At 46.2% G+C, this 20,392-nt stretch carries 12 protein-coding genes; 6 read left to right on the top strand and 6 right to left on the bottom strand.

Features of this window, described 5'->3' with window-relative positions; all coding sequences use genetic code 11:
• Positions 1–106: 106 nt before the first annotated feature.
• A complete protein-coding gene (gene pap / locus NI470_RS03975) occupies positions 107–1,525 on the top strand; it encodes a polyphosphate:AMP phosphotransferase (RefSeq protein ID WP_253147761.1) in 1,419 nt (472 codons plus the stop codon).
• A 53-nt stretch (positions 1,526–1,578) separates the two neighbouring features.
• On the opposite strand, the gene NI470_RS03970 is transcribed toward pap, so the two are convergent.
• The gene (locus NI470_RS03970; protein WP_253147760.1) at positions 1,579–2,079 is read right to left on the bottom strand and encodes a hypothetical protein; all 501 of its coding nucleotides are present in this window, start codon (positions 2,077–2,079) and stop codon (positions 1,579–1,581) included.
• 177 nt (positions 2,080–2,256) lie between these two features.
• Between NI470_RS03970 and NI470_RS03965 the strand changes: the two genes are divergently transcribed.
• The 5 genes from NI470_RS03965 to pnp all read left to right on the top strand — a co-directional run bounded on the left by NI470_RS03965 (position 2,257) and on the right by pnp (position 15,454).
• On the top strand, positions 2,257–5,961 hold the full coding sequence (locus tag NI470_RS03965; protein WP_253147759.1) for an exodeoxyribonuclease V subunit gamma: 3,705 nt from the start codon (positions 2,257–2,259) through the stop codon (positions 5,959–5,961).
• A 4-nt stretch (positions 5,962–5,965) separates the two neighbouring features.
• Positions 5,966–10,090, top strand: a complete 4,125-nt coding sequence (locus tag NI470_RS03960; RefSeq protein ID WP_253147758.1) for a UvrD-helicase domain-containing protein — start codon at positions 5,966–5,968, stop codon at positions 10,088–10,090.
• A 71-nt stretch (positions 10,091–10,161) separates the two neighbouring features.
• The gene (recD, locus tag NI470_RS03955) at positions 10,162–11,943 is read left to right on the top strand and encodes an exodeoxyribonuclease V subunit alpha (protein ID WP_253147757.1); all 1,782 of its coding nucleotides are present in this window, start codon (positions 10,162–10,164) and stop codon (positions 11,941–11,943) included.
• Between the two features lie 894 nt (positions 11,944–12,837).
• The gene (gene rpsO / locus NI470_RS03950) at positions 12,838–13,107 is read left to right on the top strand and encodes a 30S ribosomal protein S15 (protein ID WP_004278577.1); all 270 of its coding nucleotides are present in this window, start codon (positions 12,838–12,840) and stop codon (positions 13,105–13,107) included.
• A 259-nt stretch (positions 13,108–13,366) separates the two neighbouring features.
• On the top strand, positions 13,367–15,454 hold the full coding sequence (gene pnp / locus NI470_RS03945; protein WP_171054287.1) for a polyribonucleotide nucleotidyltransferase: 2,088 nt from the start codon (positions 13,367–13,369) through the stop codon (positions 15,452–15,454).
• A 136-nt stretch (positions 15,455–15,590) separates the two neighbouring features.
• On the opposite strand, the gene NI470_RS03940 is transcribed toward pnp, so the two are convergent.
• The 5 genes from NI470_RS03940 to NI470_RS03920 form a co-directional block, all read right to left on the bottom strand.
• The gene (locus NI470_RS03940) at positions 15,591–15,854 is read right to left on the bottom strand and encodes an HP1242/YdcH family protein (protein ID WP_004729352.1); all 264 of its coding nucleotides are present in this window, start codon (positions 15,852–15,854) and stop codon (positions 15,591–15,593) included.
• 89 nt (positions 15,855–15,943) lie between these two features.
• Positions 15,944–16,273: a chaperone modulator CbpM gene (locus NI470_RS03935; protein WP_004278573.1), complete on the bottom strand. Its 330-nt coding sequence runs from the start codon at positions 16,271–16,273 to the stop codon at positions 15,944–15,946.
• 484 nt (positions 16,274–16,757) lie between these two features.
• Positions 16,758–17,219 (bottom strand): DUF2147 domain-containing protein, encoded by a 462-nt coding sequence (locus NI470_RS03930; RefSeq protein ID WP_148334810.1) that lies wholly within the window; start codon positions 17,217–17,219, stop codon positions 16,758–16,760.
• Between the two features lie 322 nt (positions 17,220–17,541).
• Complete coding sequence (hslO, locus tag NI470_RS03925; protein WP_253147756.1) at positions 17,542–18,417, bottom strand: Hsp33 family molecular chaperone HslO; 876 nt, start codon at positions 18,415–18,417, stop codon at positions 17,542–17,544.
• A gap of 50 nt (positions 18,418–18,467) precedes the next feature.
• A complete protein-coding gene (locus NI470_RS03920) occupies positions 18,468–20,321 on the bottom strand; it encodes a cation:proton antiporter domain-containing protein (protein ID WP_253147755.1) in 1,854 nt (617 codons plus the stop codon).
• Positions 20,322–20,392 lie beyond the last annotated feature (71 nt).

Genomic DNA, 20,392 nt, shown 5'->3' with positions numbered 1-20,392 from the left:
TGTTGTTTAAATAGCCAATTTAATCGTGTGAAAAACGTTGCCAGAGCTATTTTTGCGCTGAAACTCCTCGCTATACTGCAGACAGAATAAAAGATCAGGGTTGAAGATGCGTATGGAAAAACCACAATTTCAGTTAATGGATGAAGATCAGCTGTCTGTCGAGCTGATTGATGCCCAATATAATTTAAAAAAGACCCGGGGCCAGAAAAATGCCAAAAGTCTGGTGATTCTGGTGAATGGCATTGAGCTGGCCGGCAAGGGTGAAGCGGTCAAACAGCTACGTGAATGGGTCGATCCGCGCTATTTGCGTGTGAAAGCCGATAAGCCCCAGTTAGCCGGCCCGAAGCAGACCCTGTGGCAACCTTATGCGCGTTTTATTCCAGCTGAAGGCCAGATCATGGTGCTGTTTGGTAACTGGTACAGTGATCTGCTTGGCAGTGCCATGCAAGCTGAAAGCCCGCTGAGTGATGCACAGTTTGATGAATATCTGCAAGAGATGCAGGCCTTTGAACAGGACCTGAAAAATAACCATGTGGATGTGATCAAGGTCTGGTTTGACCTGTCCTGGAAAGTCTTGCAAAAACGCCTGGATGCCATGGATCCGAGTGAAACTCACTGGCATCAACTGCATGGTCTGGACTGGCGCAATCGCAAAGAATATAACACCTTGCAGCGCCTGCGTCAGCGCTTTACCGAGGACTGGTTCATTATTGATGGCGAAGATGAGAAGCAGCGCGACCAGCAATTTGCCCAGTATATCCTGAGTGCTTTGAAGCATTGTCCGGATCATCCCGCCAGAGCCAAGGGAAGATGGAAGCAGGCCAAGATCCCCGAGCAGTTAAAACATCCTTCCAAGACTCAAGCCCAGCCAGAAGATTACAAACCGGAACTAAAAAAGTTAACCGCGAAGGTCGCCAAAGCCATGCGTTCCGATTCGCGTAATGTGGTGATTCTGTTCGAAGGCATGGATGCTGCCGGCAAGGGCGGCGCAATCAAGCGAATTGTCAAAAAACTGGATCCACGTGAATATGAAATTCATACCATTGCCGCACCAGAAAAATATGAGCTGAGCCGTCCTTATTTATGGCGCTTCTGGACCAAGCTGCAAACCGATGATGATATCTGCATTTTTGACCGTTCCTGGTATGGTCGGGTATTGGTAGAACGGGTAGAAGGGTTTTCTAGTCCGGTAGAATGGCAGCGTGCTTATGATGAAATTAACCGTTTTGAACAGAGCCTGGTCAAGCATCAAACGGTGATTGTGAAAATCTGGCTGGCCATTTCTAAAGAGGAACAGGCAGCGCGTTTTAAGGCGCGTGAAGATACACCGCATAAGCGTTTTAAAATTACTGAAGAAGACTGGCGTAACCGGGAACGCTGGGACGATTATCTGAAAGCGGCAGCCGATATGTTTGAACATACCTCGACCGAGGAAGCGCCCTGGCATATTATTGCGACCGATGATAAGAATACCGCACGGGTCGACGTGTTAAAGGCTATTTTAAAACAGCTTCAGGCAGAATAATCTGCCTGAAGTAGAGGATTTTAAAAAGTTTAAAATATTCAGCTTAAACAGAATTAACCTTGGGCGACCTGTTTTTGCTGGATATTTTTAGCTGCACGGTAGCATTCCTCTACATGTGCTTCAGCAATTTTTTTCATGACAAAATAACCCAGACTTGCGGCCACCAGCTGACCACCCAGCGGAATGAATTTTGTGACTTGCTTTATCATCACTTTCGCTGCAACATTGTTCAAAGATTTTTTAACTGCCGTACGTGCGACCACCAGTCCGGAAAATTCTACGCCACGTTTACGCAGCTCCTGCCAGTGAATCTGACGGGTTTTTGGATCGTAGACACTGATCTGCTCAGGGGACAGGCCGAAGCGGGCATTGATCTCGGGAATCAATTGCGACAAGATACCGACATCAATGACCACATCCATAAAAGGTACCGGAATCACGGCGGCACCAGCAGAATAGTAGGCGCGTTTTTTGGTGAGTTCCAGGCATTCGTCGCGGATTTGTTCTAAATCTAGGCTCGGATCGAGACGTTCAGGAATTTTATCTAATTTCATGGGCACTACCTAAGCTCTATGTTGTTTTTTTCTATTCAAGCATCTTTAAGATGCTTTTTTCAAAGAAATTTTTCGACTGAAGTGTGGTTTTAAAGTGTCATAGAGCGCTCGGGATGTATAGTAAATAATCTTTATCGTTTTGTAGTAAAAACCACATTCAGCAGTTCAGGGGAACCAATGGCCATTCATGTTATTCAGAGTCAACGTATTGATGTGCTTTTGGATAGTATGCTGCGTATTGTCAACCAGACTGCCCGGAATCCATTTGAGGTGTTACAAACCCGGCACTTTATTGTGCCATCTCCGGCAGTAGAAACTTGGCTGACCCAGAAAATTGCCGAGAAAAAAGGTATTAGCGCCAATACCCAGTTTCATCACCGGATTCGCGCCTTTCAATGGACTTCCTATCAATGGGTATTGAATGCGCCTAAAGAAGTGGAGCAGGTCCGTGAAGCCAATATTCCGCGCATTATCATCAAATGGCGCGTGTTTCAGGCATTGCGTAAATGTATTCTGCCTGAACAGATTCCTTTAGACGTCGATCATCCGCTGTATTCTATTGTGAAGCGGATTTATGACAGTGCTGACCGGCTGGAGCAGGGTACAGAGAAGCAGCTGAAAAAACAGAGCATGCTGTACTGGGTAGCCGAGCAGGTGTCGCGTTTGTTTAGCCATTATATGGATTATCGCGGTTATTGCGCGCGTAACTGTCCTCCAAACAACTGTAGTTGTCCGAGTAACTGGTTAGAGTCCTGGGGGCAGGATATTGCGCTCGATATCGAGCAAATGATCTATAGCCCCAAAGATGAAAATGGCCATGAGATGCAGGTGGCGGATTTTGTCAAGATTCAGGCGCGTGAACTGGAAGCCTGGCAACGCTGGTTGTGGCAGCATGTATTTCAGGATGATTATGCCAAAATCCTGGAGATTGAACGCCTGTATTGGGAGCGGCTGGAGAATGCAGAAACCCGCGCTCAGGCTCTAAAACGACTGCCGGCCCAGATTGTGGTATTTAGCCTGCTGGAACTGCCACCCAGCCAGCTGGATTTTTTACGCCGTTTGGGGCAATACATTGATATCTATATTTTTCACTTCAACCCTTCGCAGGAATACTGGGCGGACAGTGTCGATCCTGACTGGAAAGCCAGATTTGATTTGCAGCGGGAAGAGCGCTTTATTCAGCGTTTTGAAAAAACCCGTCAACGTAAACCGAATGATGCGGAAATAAAAGACTTCAGGATCAAGCAGCTGAACTTTAATGCCGAAGACCGGGAATCGCGGCATCCGCTTCTGACCCGATTCGGCAAGCAGGCACGGGATCATTTTTCTCTACTCTCTAAACTGTCTTCGGGGGAAGAGGGTCTCTGGGCCGATGTCTTTGTCGATGAATATCAGGACAGGCTGCTGGCCAAAATCCAGTCAGATATCCTGTATTTGCTCGAGCCTGAACAGCATCAATATGCTTTAAGCCCTGACGATGATTCGGTACAGATTCATGTCTGTCATTCTTCATTACGTCAGCTGGAAGTCCTTAAAGAACAGCTGATTCACTGGCTGGCTCAAGATACGAATGACGTGCCGCGTCAGCCTAGTGATATTCTGGTGCTGACGCCAAGTCTGAAAGAACTCGAACCGGCAATTCGCAGTGTCTTTGCCCCGCCACCGCGTGAGCGCGAGACTGGTAGCAAACGCTTGCAGAAAGATAACCTGTATTTATCGATCCAGATTGCCGGGGTATCACGTCTGGATGTCAGCAATGCCTGGCGCGCGGTACTGGGCCGGATTCAGTGGGTACGGCGCCGTTTCAGTATTGAGGACTTTGCCGACTGGCTTAGCCTGAATGCGACCCAGCAACGTTATGGTCTGGACTATAGTCAGGTAGAACGGATGTTGCAGTTGCTGACAGATGCTGGCTTCAAGCGTGGATTGGACCAGCAGCATTTACAGCAAAATCTGAGCGCAGGCGATGAGGATTACCGGTTTAGCTTTAAATTCGCGCTGGACCGTCTGGCGTTGGGTCTGGCGATTCCTGAACATACCCTGTTTCAGGACACCTTGAGTTATGCCAAGGTTCTGACCAGTGATTTTCCCTTGATATCCACCCTGATCCGGATTTATCAGGATCTGGTAGAGCGCCGTGACTGGCTGACTTTGCATGAAACCGGACAGCGCACGCCAGTCAAAACCTGGCTGGAATATCTGCGCGCCGATCTGAACGAGTTCCGTGATGCTGGCGTGGAATCGCTCAAAACCGTTGCCGAGATTATCGACAAGCAAATGCGGATGCTGACCTTGGCCGATTATCATGACCAGGATGATCCGCATGCCAGTCAGGAACTGGTGGCACTCAGTCTGCCTCTGCCTTATGTGCTGGAAGAAATTCAGAATACCCTGGAGATGCAGCTGGATCAGGCCGAACCGACCGGACAGATTACTTTTAGCCAGATTGGTCAGATCCGGCCATTGCCTTATAAACTGGTGGTGATGCTGAATCTGGATAGCGGTAAATTTCCGAGCCGTAATCAACAGGTTCCGTTTGACCTGATGCGCAGCCTGAAGCCGCAACTCGGTGACCGTTCCCGTCTGGATGACGAGCAGGGCGCTTTTCTGGATGCCTTGCTGCTGGCACAGGAAAATCTATGGCTGTTCTATAATGGCTTTGATCTGGAGGATGGTGAGGCTCGCGATCCATCCACTGCCTTGCAGGAACTGGTTCAGCATATCGCGCTGATCTGCCAGTCTGAACAGCCGGATGCCGAAATCGATCCGATGGTGGATATTCATGGTCTGTCAGTCGCTCAACATATTCGGCAGCTTTATCATGTGCATCCCTTGCAGCCTTTTGATCCGGCCGGATTCGCAGATATGCAGACACCGCGCTATCAGGATCAGTGGTTTGCAGTAGCAGAGTATATTCGTAGTGCCGAAGGCAAGCGCAGCAGCTGGATCAATGCACATTATCCGGCACTAGAACAAAAAGAAATCCGGGTACTCAAAGGCGATGAATGGATCCGCGATATGATTTTCCCGGCACGTCTATTCCTGAAAAGTGTCGGGGTTTCCACGATTCGCTATGCCGATTTGCCGAGTTCCCGGGAACCCCTATTACTGAACAAGCTGGAACAGTATCAGGTACGGGATTTCCTGTTGCAACAAGAGCAGGAGATTGAGCCGAACCTGATGCTAGACCGTTTGCCAGTGGGCAAAACCCAGCAAGCCACCTGGCTGGGCAGCCAGCAGGAACAGCAGTTATTGCAAGAACGTTTGCTGCAGTTGGGTAAAGAACTGACGCCAGTTACCCAGCAATCCTGGCAGTTCAGTCCTGAACTGATCATTCATATTAACGTGCCTCAGGTTCCAAACAGCAGCTACTGGCTGAGTATGCAATCCTCTTCGGCCTCGGAAAAACGCCATGCCCAGATCTGGCTGGAGTATCTGCTGTGGCTGGCTTACTTAAATGATGATGCACGCTCTCCAGAACTGGAGCGCATTGTCATTTTTAGTAATAAAACCCTGAAGTTTTCTGGCTTGAGTTCGAGCAAGGCACATGAGTATTTGCAGCTCTGGTTAAAGGCCTGGGAAATTGGTCAACAGCAGCCGCTGGTCTTGCCGGCAGAATTACTAATGAAAAAAGAGTGGCAGTGGGCCGAGAATGAACAGGGCAAGATGACCATTGTGGAAATGCCGGAATTGCTAAAGGCCTGGAACAACAGCTATGAGAGTGCCAAACCTTTGGCTTCGGATGAATCCAGTCTGCTGCATCAGGACTGGCAATTTATTTTGCAGGATCAGGATCCGGATCTGGCCTTGCAAAATTGCTGCCATGATTTTGCCCATGGCCTGTATGCGCCGATTCATCAACATCTGGAGTGGGTGAAATAGCCGTATGACTTTATTAAAGCAGCAGATGCAAAAAGCCATTTCCACCAATCCGATTCAGGACATGAAATTCCGTGGCCTGCACTGGATTGAAGCCTCCGCAGGAACCGGCAAGACCTATACGCTCTCCAGTCTGATGGTGCGGATTTTTCTGGATCAGTATTATCCGCATCAGGTGATTGCGACGACATTTACCCGTAAGGCCACGGCTGAACTGAAAAACCGGGTACGGCTCCGGGTTGAGGAAACCCTAGCTTATATCCAGCATCATCAGCAGCTCAATTCAGTTGAAATCACAGCAAAAATCCAGAATGAAACCGATCCCTTATTTCAGCAGGTACTGAAAGATTATGGTTCACGGCCGGATTATGCCCGTCGCCGTTTACGTCTGGTGCTGAACCAGCTGGATGAACTGTTTGTCGGTACCCTGGACAGCTTTAGCCAGAAACTGTTACGTGAATTTGCATTTGAAAGTGGCAAGATTGAACGTGCAGAACTGACCGAAGATCAGGATCTGTATATCCAGCAGCTGATTCATGATGTACTGCGTGACTGGATTCAGCAACAGCCGCAATATATGGTCAATCATCTGTATGTTCAGAATCTGCTGAAACCGGTGGAGCATTATACCGGGCTGGTACGTGATGCACTGAATTTCAGCAAGCAGCATTTCCGCAAGATCGAACCGGCTGAATGTGACCTGAACAAATTGGAAGCCTGCATCAGTCAATTAGTGAATATTCAGGAGCATAATCTTGCCGTCATGCGGCGTTATTGTCAGGAAAGTCCGAAGTATTTTCACAAGAGTTTTTTGACCAAGTTAACCGAAATTTGTGAAAACTTTATGACCTGGAGCGCAGCCCTGCAAAATCAGGGGGGCATGAGTTTCTTTGATGCTGAATTGCAGCCGATTTTACTGAATCTGTGCCATTTGCGCCGCAAGAAAACCGATTTCCAACCGACCACTCAGGTCTTTAACAAAAGCTGTCCGGATGCAGAGCAGCAGCTGATTTTGCAACATGGTCTGATCGTGGCAATTGATGCGCTGTGCGAGGTCAAACAGTATCTGGATGAGCAGCTGCAACAGCTTACGACCCATCTGGAATTTCATATTATTCAAAGTGTGCAGACCCGTTTGCCGCAAACCTTGCAGCAGCAGGGTGAAACCACTTTTTCCCAGCAAATCCGTACATTGGCGGAAGCATTGCAAGGCCAGCAGGGACAGCGTTTTGCCCAGTTTGTGCAGGCACGTTATCCACTGATTCTGGTCGATGAATTTCAGGACACCAATCAGGATCAGGATGATCTGCTGGCCAAGATCTGGCGCGATGCCAACCGGGTGCAGTCCGGCTGCATGATTATGGTCGGTGATCCGAAACAGGCAATTTACGGTTTCCGTGGCGGCGACATGCTGACTTATAACAAGGCACACGCTGATGTACGCCACAAGCAGGGTCGTGAATATACCCTGATGCAGAACCATCGTTCAGTCAAACCGCTCGTAGAAGTGGTTGATGCGCTGTTCCAGCGGCAAATGGATTTTGGCGAACAGGTGCAGTACACCCGGATTCAGGCGGGTAGTCGCCCACATCCAGATCTGGTCGATATGGGCAGGATCAACCCGCAGCCCTTACGATGGATTCAGCTAGGTGAATCGGATCTGGAAGCAGATCAGGTGGCTTGGAAAATCCGTGCATTGCTGAATCAGTCTGCCCAGCAGCAACTGTACTTTCAGCAGCAAGAGCACCAGCAAAGCCTGAGCGCAGATGATATCGCCGTACTGGGATTTGGACATTTTGCTCTGGAACAGGTGAAGCAGCGTCTGCAGCGTATGGGCATTCCCTGCTATAAGGAATCCAAACAGAGCGTGTTTGCCAGTCCAATTGCTCAGGATGTCGCGGCAGTATTGACGGCGATCATGGATCCTTTCAATGAGGCCAAGGTCAAGCGGGCTTTACTAACCCGTCTGCTAGGCTTCAATCTGAAAAAACTGATTGATTTGCAAGGCCAGAGTGAAGGCCTCAGTCGCTATATTGCCGATCTGGATATAATTCGGGAAATGTGGTTTGAGAAAGGCTTTTTGACCGCCTGGAATTATGCACTGAACCTGTTTCAGGTCTGGACCAATCTGGTGGCCAGTCAAAGTCTGGACAATGAGCGGGTGGTGGTCAATTTGCGCCATCTGACCGAGATGCTGAGCCAGCGGAGTGAATATTATCAGGGGGCGCAAAAACTCTATCATTGGTATTTGCGCCAGCTTCAGTCACCTTCAGGCAAGGACAGCGAAAAAGAACGCAAGCTGTCTGGGGATCATGGGGTGCAGCTGATGACCATTCATGCCTCCAAAGGGCTGGAATTTAAAGTGGTGTTTTTATTGGGAGCAGATGCTGCTTTTGATGTGCATAAAGGCAATCTGAATTTTTCCCTGTCTGCGCCTGAACAGGACAACATTCTGGAACAATCCCGGGTAATTGCAGTCAATCACAAGAATTTGCATGAGCAGGCGATTCTGCAGAATGCAGCGCGTAATGCTGCCGAAAACCACCGGCTCTGGTATGTGGCGCTGACCCGTGCCAGTCACCGGGTATATGCCATGCTGCAGGACCAGAACGCACAGTCCGATTCCGGGCTGGCCTTCTGGCGTGGTCAGGGAGATCAACTGTTTCAACATGCTTTAAGTCTGGTCGAGCAGCCGCTGTCTCAGGAACCACCGCGTCTGGTCGAGCAGTCGAGCCATCATCAGGTCGACATGCGGGCGCAACCTTTGCCAGAGCGGCAGTTTTATCCGCGAACCAAAACCAGTTTTACGGCTTTGTCACAGCATCAGCTACATGGACATATCTTGCAGGATGACCTAGTCATGGCTTCAGAACAGCCCGATAGTGCCGCCGATGAAATTCATTTTACCGGTCTGGAAGAACAGCCAGCAGCCGTGCCCTTAGACTGGATTAGGCTGAATTTTCCTAAAGGTACAGTGGCCGGAACTTTCTTGCACAGCATTTTTGAACATATCGATTTTCAGGACAGCAGTTACTGGAATCTGGAAATCCGGCGCCGTTTTAAAAATACCGCACCGCAAATCTGGCAGGAACTGAAAGAAAAATTTGAACAGGCTTTTCATATACGTAGTGTACTGGAACAGGCCTTTTCCCTGCATTATCAGGCCGCTGTGGTGAATCTGCGAACCCTGTTTCAGGCCACAGCTCAGGCAGATTTCAAAGCCGAGGAATTGCGTCATAGTATGCAGCGCGTATTGTCCAGCCTGAACTATAAGTTATTGACCGGAATTCGCCTGCATGACCAAAGCAAAGCTTATCGCCAGCAATGGCAGCAGCTGTTTCACTCGGCACAACAGCTCGATCGTTCGGGTCTGCTAGAATTTTTAGGTCAGTTTCAGGTGTATTTCGATGGGCTGGAGGATGACTCCTTTATCCAGTTTTTTGAACAGGAAGTGGCCCAGCTCACACGCTCTGCAAGCACTGAATCGCTGAATGTGGACAGTATTTTCCAGACTGCTTTTGATGGCTTGTTGGACGAGATTACAGAAGATATTTTGCTGAACCTGATGCATGACTGGGTACATGACATTCTGGCCACTCCGATTCAGGTAGATTTTGCTTTGGCGCAGCTGGAGGCTAAACAGTATCTGTCAGAATTTCCTTTTTATCTGTCCTTGACCGATGCCCCTTTGCAGATTTGGCAAATCCATCAGCTGTTTCTCGAACATGACATGGTCATGAGCGATTTTAATGAAGCCAAATCGGCGCGGTATCTGACCGGTTCCATCGATCTGGTGTATTTCGATGGTCAGCGCTACCATATTGCCGATTATAAAAGTAACTTCCTCGGACCTGATCAGCAGCACTATAGTGCTGAGGCAATTCAGCAGAATATGAGCCAGTCCAGTTACTGGTTGCAGGCCGCTTTGTATCTGGTGGCGCTGCATCGGTACCTGAGTGCCAATATGCAGGGTTATTCGATTCAGCAGCAATTGGGCGGCGCGACCTATCTGTATTTGCGCGGGATGAATGGACAGGCGCAGCAAGGGGCTTATCATTGGCAACCGAGCCTGGAATTCATAGAAAAACTGGATCAAATATTGGGCTATTTTGAGCAGAAAAAATCAGCATGATTTTGCAGTTTTATAAAATATATAAAGATTAAACAGAAAATTATCCTGTGGATAAATTTGAGGATAACTGTGTGGAAAATGAGCAGAATCACGTGTCGCAGCAAGACTCCAATTTAATGGCCTGGATTGACTATCTGTGTCAGCCGCCGTTTAGTACGGCTACATTTGATCCGGCAGCAAAAATCTTGATCGAGCAATTGCTTGAGGCGATGCAGGCGGGAGATAGCTGTATCGAAGTTGATCCTCAGCAGGTTGCCTTATTGCATAATCTGGTTCTAGACCGCCGTCAGCAAAGTACAGGAATTGCACCATTTATTTGTGCAGATCAGCATTTATATCTGTACCGCTATTGGCAACTGGAACAGGCAGTAGCCTCACATATTGCTCGGATTAAAGCCCAACCGGTTGCCGCTATTGATTTATCCGAACGTGATCGCAATTTATTGTCAGATCCACAGCAAAAATTGGCACTGGAAATGGTTGCGCGGCAGGCGCTGAATATTATTAGCGGCGGTCCGGGTACCGGTAAAACCTATACCTTGGCGCATATGATTGCGGTCCTGCATGAAGCCTTGCCAAATATCCGGATTGCCATGGCAGCACCTACCGGAAAGGCCGCACAGCGCATGAAAGAAGCACTGCAAAAAGCCTTGCACAGTGAAGCGTTACAACAGTTTGAGCTAGAACAATTAAAACAGTTACAACCGGTCACCCTGCATCGCTTATTGGGTCTGGGCACTCGCGGACAGCCACGCTTTCATGCCAAGCAGCCTCTGCCTTATGATGTGATCGTGGTCGACGAAGCCTCGATGCTGGATTTAAACCTGTCACAGATGTTACTGGCCTCCGTACCGTCTCATGCACGGCTGATTTTACTCGGTGATGCAGATCAGCTGGCCTCTGTGGATGTGGGAACGGTATTGGCAGATTTACAGCAAGTAGCGACTCTGGAAGATAACCGGGTCAATTTAATCACCACGCGGCGTTTTGCGCCTGGAGCCAGGATTGGCGCAATGGCGGAGTTTATCCAGCAGAATCATCAGCCTTCTCACGTCTTGCAGAAATTTGAGCAGCAGATTGTGGCAGCCAGTGAGTTACAGGCGATCGATTTGGATCAGGTGAAGATCGACCAGTTGCAGTTACAATACCTGCTCGCTGGTGCCGAACAGACCGCGCATAATTTGAATCAGTATTATGACCAGCTGATGTATGGTTATCAGGCTTATGTACAGGCCATAAAAACAGAACGAAACTCAGCTGATTTTGAACACTATGTGCAACAGGTGGTCAAAACTTTTGATGATTACCGTATTTTAACGGCAATCCGTTCTGGTGATCTGGGGCTGCTCAAGATCAATCTACAGATTGAACAACGTTTTTTAGCAGCCCAAGGTCAGTTGAAACAGGGCGACTGGTATGTCGGACGACCCGTCATGATGAGCTATAACGACTATCAGTTGGGCCTGTCCAATGGTGATATTGGTATCTGTTTTTTACGTGAGCAATCTGGTCAACGTCAGTTTGAAGTGTATTTCCCGAGTCTGGAAAAATGGGTATTAGCCACCCGTTTACCTAAAAGTATTGAAACCGCTTTTGCGCTGACCATTCATAAATCTCAAGGTTCAGAATTTTCCCATACGGCAGTGGTGCTGGATCAATATGCAAAAAATTTATTGAGCAAAGAGTTGATTTATACTGCAATTACTCGAGCCAAAAAAGTGGTCAGTTTATTGGTAGATTATGATGCTTTTACACAAGCACTTTGTGTTAAAACTACCCGGAAAAGTGGTTTGAGCCAAAAAATCATTGAACAATCTAGTAATTTAATTGGCAAAAATAATCAAATCTTGTAGGTAAAAGCTTACAAGGATTCAGGAAATTGACGCATAGAGCTTTTGCTCGGTTTTTGAGAAGATTGGTTCTACAAAATAACTCAACACGGAAAGTTGAGCATAATCGCATAATGATAATAATAATGTCGGTAGACAGCGAACTTACAGTGAAGTAAGTGAAAGAGGAAACTTACAGCCGCTAAGCCTTGTAGTTTTGGGAGAGACTACAAGGCTTTTTTATATCCTGATTTTTTTATAGGAAGCTTGCTGGATTTTTATCCTAATTTCTTAGCAAAAATTTTCAGCGCTAGCCAGTAAACTTAAGTAAATAGCGTTAAATAAAACGAGAGCTGTGTAACATTATGCAAATTTTTACTCTGTGATGTACGAAATGGCTTACAGCAAAATGAGGCAAATACCTCTAGTTGTCTCGTAGGAATATGGCAAAATCTACCACACAAGGAAGATGATTTTTCAACAGGATGTTTGAAAATAATAATAAGCGTAAAACGCCATAATAATACAATAAATAATAATGATAAGAGAAAGAACTACAGCGCCAAAAAGCCCGAGTTTACTCGGGCTTTTTTTTATCCATTTTTTATGGAGAGCAGCGGAAGATTCAAGCGAGCTAAAGGGTTTGTTGGCTTTTCAAATGAATTTCTATATTTAATTCATCCTGGATTTATTTCATGAAAATAATGCAAAACCTGAATCTTTGAGGGACAAGAGTCATCGAATCTGAACTGCATCAATGAGCGACCAAAACCATGCAAAAATTTGGATCTATTTTTGCAATTTGATGCGTTTTCCCTTAAAATATGCAACTTGCTGTAGTGATGCACGGCAGTCAAGGTTTTGAATTCTCATCACTTTGATTTTTATCAAAATATATAAGCATCTCGGAGAAATCGAATGGCTTTAACTAACGCAGATCGCGCAGAGATCATGGCTAAATTCGCTCGCGCTGAAAACGACACTGGTTCACCAGAAGTTCAAGTAGCTCTTTTAACTGCTCAAATCAATGATTTACAAGGTCACTTCAAAGAGCACAAACACGACCATCATAGCCGTCGCGGTCTTATCCGTATGGTTAACCAACGTCGTAAACTACTTGACTACCTTAACGGTAAAGACCACGGTCGTTATGTAGCATTGATCGGTGCTTTAGGTTTACGTCGTTAATTCGATTTAAACTTTATTTTCGGGTGTATTGCATGCTTTGTGCTGTATTACTGAAAACTAAAGTCGGCTTAGCTTTGCGCTAAGCCAGTGGAAGGGGCGAATGTTTCGCTCCTTCTTTGTGTTTAAAAATAGTATTTAATCTGGTGAGGTCGGCTTCTAAGCTTTGTCATTTACTCGTCCATATGGTCATGAATGCCAAACCTTAGGGGTCTCCACTAGAATAATTGTTCACAAGAACTAGGAAAAATAAAACATGTCAATGTTTAATATTATTCGTAAAGAATTCCAATTCGGTCAGCACAACGTTATTCTGGAAACAGGTCGTGTTGCCCGTCAGGCAAACACTGTTGTGATCACCATGGGCGGCGTACAAGTACTTGTTGCTGTTGTGGCACAGCCTAAAGCAAAAGCAGGTCAAGATTTCTTCCCATTGACTGTAAACTATCAAGAAAAGCAATATGCTGCTGGTCGTATCCCGGGTGGTTATGGCAAGCGTGAAGGCCGTCAGTCTGAAGCTGAAACTTTGATTTCACGTCTGATTGACCGTCCAATTCGTCCGTTGTTCCCAGAAGGTTACTTCAACGAAATTCAAGTGACTGCAACTGTGATTTCTTCTGATAAAACCATGGATGCTGACATTGCTGCAATGTTGGGTACTTCAGCTGCATTGTCTATCGCTGGTACGCCTTTCCGTGGTCCGATTGGTGGCGCGCGCGTTGGTTTAATCAACGGTGAATACATCCTGAACCCAAACCTTGAACAACTTAAAGAGTCTGATCTTGATCTTGTTGTTGCGGGTACTGAAACTGCAGTATTGATGGTTGAATCTGAAGCGAAAGAACTTTCAGAAGACCAAATGCTGGGCGCTGTATTGTTCGGTCATGACGAAATGCAAATTGCGATCCAGGCGATCAAAGAATTTGCTGCAGCTGCAGGCGCGGTTGAGTCAACTTGGGTTGCTCCAGTTAAAAATGAAGAACTTCTTGGTAAATTGAAAGAAGCATTCGAAGCGAAAATCTCTGAAGCTTACACGATTGCAGTTAAGCAAGACCGTTATGCGGCACTTGACGCGCTTTATGCAGAAGCAGTTGCACAGTTCGTTCCTGAAAATGACGAAACTGGCATTGCAGAAGAAGTAAATGAGCTGTTCGAAGACCTTAAATACCGTACTGTACGTGACAACATCCTGTCTGGTAAGCCACGTATCGATGGTCGTGATACTAAAACTGTTCGTGCAATCGACGTACAAGTAGGCGTATTGGATCGTGCTCACGGTTCTGCATTGTTCACACGTGGTGAAACTCAAGCCTTGGTCACAACGACTTTGGGTAATACACGTGATGCGTTGATGGTTGATACCCTTGCAGGTACCAAAACTGACAACTTCATGTTGCACTACAACTTCCCTGCATACTCTGTAGGTGAAACAGGTCGTGAATCTGGTCCTAAGCGTCGTGAGATTGGTCACGGTCGTCTGGCACGTCGTGGTGTTCAGGCTGTACTTCCTGCTGCTGACCGCTTCCCGTATGTGATCCGTATCGTATCTGACATCACTGAATCAAACGGTTCGTCTTCAATGGCGTCTGTATGTGGTGCATCATTGTCATTGATGGATGCCGGTGTTCCGCTTAAAGCACCAGTTGCAGGTATTGCGATGGGTCTAGTGAAAGAAGGCGAACGTTTCGCAGTTCTTTCTGACATCTTGGGTGATGAAGATCACTTGGGCGACATGGACTTTAAAGTAGCGGGTTCTGCAAACGGTATTACTGCGCTACAAATGGACATCAAGATCGAAGGCATCACTGAAGAGATCATGGAATCTGCATTGAACCAGGCTTATGCGGGTCGTATGCACATCTTGAATGAGATGAACCAAGTGATTTCACGTGCGCGTCCTGAAATTTCGATGCACGCACCGACCTTCCAGGTGATCAACATCAACCCGGATAAAATCCGTGATGTGATCGGTAAAGGCGGCGCGACCATTCGTGCAATTACTGAAGAAACTAAAGCAGCGATCGATATCGAAGATAACGGTACAGTTCGCGTATTTGGTGAAACTAAAGCGGCTGCGCAAGCTGCAGTTGCCAAGATCCAGGCACTTACTGCTGAAATCGAGCCAGGTACAATTTATACAGGTAAAGTGATTCGTATCGTTGAATTCGGTGCGTTCGTAAATATCCTGCCAGGTACTGATGGCTTGCTTCACATCTCTCAAATCTCAAACGAACGTATTGCGAACGTGGCAGATGTATTGAAAGAAGGTCAAGAAGTGAAAGTACAGGTTGCGGATGTTGATAACCGTGGCCGTATCAAATTGACGATGAAAGACATCGAACAAGTTTAATTCTTAAAATATTCACATGGGAAAACTCATGTGAATAACAATAAAAAAGCCCTGAGATTGGTCAAAGTGTTTACTTTGGCTGGCTCAGGGCTTTTTTATGCTTCAGTATTGGTCTGAATGTGGTGTTCAGTTGATCTCAGGTTAAGGGATCTGCTTCAGAGCTTTTTAACAAACGATAAATTTCATCTTTTAATTTCAGTTTTTTACGCTTGATCGCCTCAATATCATTGTTGATATGATTGACTGGATCAAGTTCAAGCTGGCTGATTTCTTTGTCCAACTCGTTATGTTCCTCGAATAACTTGGCAAAATAGGGATTTTCCTCGCGAAGTTGCACAATCAAGTCGCGGTATTCGGGAAACATGTATTTGATTTTCTTATTGCAATCTTTGGTTTTCATAGGGATTCTTATACTCTAATCATAAAATTAAATATAAATATGTTCTGATCTGCACTGAAAAATGCAGATCGACAGAACATGAAAAGGATTTACTTGAAGTGCAAATGTTTGACCTCGCGGCGTAACTCCTGCACTTCATCAATGAGGTCCAGCATCATGGCAACGGCGCTAAATGAGGCATCAAAATCGCGTTGCAGGCGATAGGCGCGTTGTGCACGCGAGATATCTTCACCGAGGAAAGTGCTGGTCGGGGTTGTAGAACGATTTGGTAAAATTCCATGTTCAATTAACTGCATGACCCATTCCGGGCTTTGTCCACAGGCTTCTGCAAAGTGGATCAAGTCAAATGAACGATCGTCCATAATTTCTGAGGGGGTATAACCGTGGGAAAAACTTTCTTGGTACTGAATCGTAGTCATGGGTCTACTCCTTAAACAGCCAAGTGTGCAAAATCCGGAGAAAGGGAAGGTGCTAAAATAGAACGCTTTCCAATCCTTGGACATGCAGACTCAGAGTGATGACTCAAATGATCATGAGTGAAGAGTCGGGATGCACTGGTAGTTGATGAGTCAGTCGGTCTGATCGGATATCTATCAGCAGCATGCGAGGCAAAGAAGGTTAAAGCTGAAGTGGTTTTTATAATTTTATGTGTTATCGACAAAGCGTATTCAATCACTTTCCTGTGTTGAATAGAGGGTGCCATATCAGGGCTGTAAAGCAGACCAGAGGGCAAAATTGAACAAGGCTGAAAATTGATCATCATAAATGGATAAAAAATAACCGTCTTCGATCCATTATTATGACTTTACTTGCCCCAAAACAGTTTTTATTTGTACCTTATTGTTTCAAATCATGACAAAGAAAAAAGCCCCAAATACAGGGGCTTTGAAAATCTTTCTGAAATTAATATTTTACCCAGGTGACACTGCGGCCAATCACTGATACCCCCACATAACCACGTAAGGTCAGACGTTTGCCATTAGCACTTAAGCGTGCTTTACCCTTATAAACTTTGCCACTGATCGGATCAAGTACTTTGCCATCATGGTATTCACGTGGCTTTTTCGGATCTGCCTTAAAATCCCAGATAAACGGCAGGCCTAGAAAAGGCTTGTTCTTAAGCTGACCTGGACATTTATGACAAATTCCCATTTTTTCTGCGCCAGGCAAGCTGCGTGTTTCGACAATCACTCCTTCATAACTGCCATCTGCTTTCTTGCGAATTTCCACATCCGCACGAGAATAGCCCGATTGATCATCGATGGTTTTCCATTTACCCAATAATGGATCTTCATAGGCAAAGGCCAAGCTAGAAACTGCGATTAAACTCATCCCCATTACTAGAGTATTCAATAATTTTCTCATAACATACCTGTTAAATTGATGATGTATTCATTTTAGAATTATTGCTCTAATCTATTTTAAAAGCATAATTAAATCAAGAGTATAAACTGTGCAGTTTTTCTCATAATTCTTTGAAAATGATGAATATTTAGGTTTTGTTAATGTGAATAATCTTATAATTTAACTGGAATTTTTGGATTGGATTTACAGGAGAGTTTGATTCAGGGGGTAGACAGGTTTTCTACTGTAGGAGAATACGCTCTGTTGAACTCAGTCCCATAGGTTTTAAAATATAAAAAAAAGCATTCCTAGGAATGCTTTTAAACTTAAGGATTAGAACTGCTTAGCTCAGGTGTTTACCAAATAGACCCAAGGCTTCTTCAGCGGTAAAAGTATATTGGCTATTACAGAACTGACAGTCCATTTCGATCGGATTCTGGAATTCCAGCGTTTCACGGATCGACTCTATGCCGATTTGCTGTAAAGCGACTTCACAACGCTCTTTAGAGCAGGTACAACCGAACTTCAACACTTCCGTATCTGGCAGACGCACTTCTTCTTCGTTATATAAACGGTACAGAATATCAGTGGCTTGCAAACCGACTAACTCTTCAGTTTTCAGGGTCTCTGTGAGCATGGTCAGACGTGGCCATAGGTCTTCATCTACCCAGCGTTGTTCTTCTTCACTATTACGTGGTAACAGCTGAATCAGTAAACCACCTGCACGCTGATGGTCGCTCGCCAGCACAATGCGCGTTGGAATCTGTGCAGACAGGTCATAATATTGCATCAGACAGCCCGCCAAATTTTCTTTATCAAGGGGTACGATCCCTTGATAACGCTCACCAAACTCTGGTTCGATATTGATGAACAGCACCGGAGAGGTGAGTGACTTCAACACGGTACTGCTGTCTTCACCAACCAGAAAGTGCGGATCTTCTTCATAGTCAGCCAGAGCGCGAACTTCACCCAAATGGTTACATTCAGCCATGGCCCATTTAAATGTGCCTGATGCCTGAATTTGCAGGCTGATACGCCCTTTAATCTTCAATGTGCTGGCTAGCAGTGCAGTGGCACTGAGCATTTCACCTAGCAGGATTTTAACTGCAGGTGCATAGTCACGTTGCGCTAAAATGGTTTGTAAAGCTTCTTCAAGATGCACCACTTCACCACGAACAGGGCTATCTTCAATAAAAAAGCGTTGGCGTAAATCAGACATAAAATTCTCCATAACCCTGCTTTAATGGTGTCATTATTGTAAAACACAAGTTAGGACAGTTCATCTCTTAACGTATCAATTCCTGCGCTGTTTGTATCCTGTTGCTGCGGTGTAGCCTGTTTTTGCACTTTATGGCGTTGATCCTGGGCAAACAGATGCTCCAGTTCGGCTAAACTGCTCCGCTGATTTTCATAATTTGGATGTTCATCCGGATCCAGATGATATTGACTATTGAGCAACTTTTCATCCTGTTCACGGAAGTTTTGAATCTGTTGCAGGCTTTCTTCCGGGTCAGGATTGAGCTGGGTTAATAAGGCTTGACTGAGTTCCAGGGCGGAAAGATAAGTTTCACGCCAGATATGTTTCACGCCCAAATCCTGCAATAAATGCACATGATGTCGATCACGGGCGCGGACCCATAAACAGGTTTCAGGATAATTCAGCCGCAGATGCCGCACGATCAGCATTGAGTCTTCAATATCGTCAATCGCCACAATCACCTGTTGTGCTGTGGCAATACCGGTCTGTATCAAGGCTTCGGGTTCTGTTGCATCCGCCTGATAGAAAGGGATATCGTACTGCGCCAGAAGTTCAGTGGCTGGCACATTGCTGTCCATGACACTAAAGGCATGTTGCTGCTGCAGTAAAATCCGGGCGATAATTTGCCCGAAGCGGCCAAAGCCAATCAGCAGGATTGGTGTATGGGCTTGAGGATTGAGATCAGTTTCGAAGGTCGCTGCCAGATGATTGTGACGATCCAGATGCGGTAGGATCTGACTGTGCAATAACCAATAAAATGCTGGCGTCAGCAGCAAGGAAAAACTCACCATCCACAGCAAGGGAGAGAGTAGATCGGCCGTAATAATCTGGTCGGAAACCGCAATCACCAGTGCCAGTAAGGCAAATTCGCCACCTTGTGCCAGACTGGCTGCTAACAAGGTGCTATTGCGCCAGCTATTTTGATGATAACGCGCCAATGCCAGGTTGATTGCAAACTTGCCCAAGATTAAAATGAGGGTGCCACCGAGAATCATCCAAGGGAAATTGAGCAGATCAGCTAAGTGCAGTGACATGCCCAGACTGATAAAGGCTAGGCCCATCAACAGACCCTGAAAAGGCCGAATCGCGCTTTCTACCGCAGACCGGAAATCTGAATCTGCCAGTAAAATGCCGGCAAATAAGGCACCGAGAAATAGATTCAGGCCGAGGGTATTCATTAACACCAACAATGCCAAGGTCACCGCAATCGCTACAATCGCATGCAGTTCGTGACTGCCACTTTTAGCAATCCAGCGATACAACGGCTGCATCAAGTAACGATTACACAGGAACAGACCGCTTAACGTCGCGATGAGGGCAGCAAAGTAGGCCACGCCATGTTCGGTCGAGCGAATCCCGGCAAATAAGGGAATGGCTGCAATCACCAGAATGGCCAACAGAGCATGAATCAGCAGAATCGAATAGGCTTGCTGACCATAGCTGGTGGCGAACTGTTCCTGATGATTGAGATGTTGAATCACCAAAGTCAGGGCGGACAAACTGCCGGCGAGTCCAATTACAATGCTGGCGAGTAGGCTTTGCTGAAGGAAAACCCAGGCCATGAGCGTGAAAATCAGGGTGCTGATTAGTACCTGTAAAGCAGCCATCATCCACAGGGAGGGATTAATCTGCACAATGCGTTGTGGTCTGAGTTGCAGGCCGATCCAGAACATCAGTGCCATCAGGCTGACTTGCATGAAACTACTCATGACTTCGGGTGTCTGAATCAGGTGCAAAAGGCTTGGACTTAAGATGATCCCTGTTAACAGATAGCCCAGCACACTTGGCAATCTGAGCCTTTTACTCAGTGGCACTATCAACAGTGCAATGACCAGAACCAGTGTTATTTGTAACAGTATCGACATTTTCCTGCCCTAAATTTATTCTTGATCCAGACTTGCAGTTTCGTATTCCAGATCGATCCTCAGGCGCAATA

Source organism: Acinetobacter lwoffii (assembly GCF_024129115.1).
GTDB classification, from domain to species: domain Bacteria; phylum Pseudomonadota; class Gammaproteobacteria; order Pseudomonadales; family Moraxellaceae; genus Acinetobacter; species Acinetobacter lwoffii_T.
The sequence above is the reverse complement of the archived record's forward strand: the minus strand, read 5'-3'. Positions and strand labels throughout refer to the sequence as shown.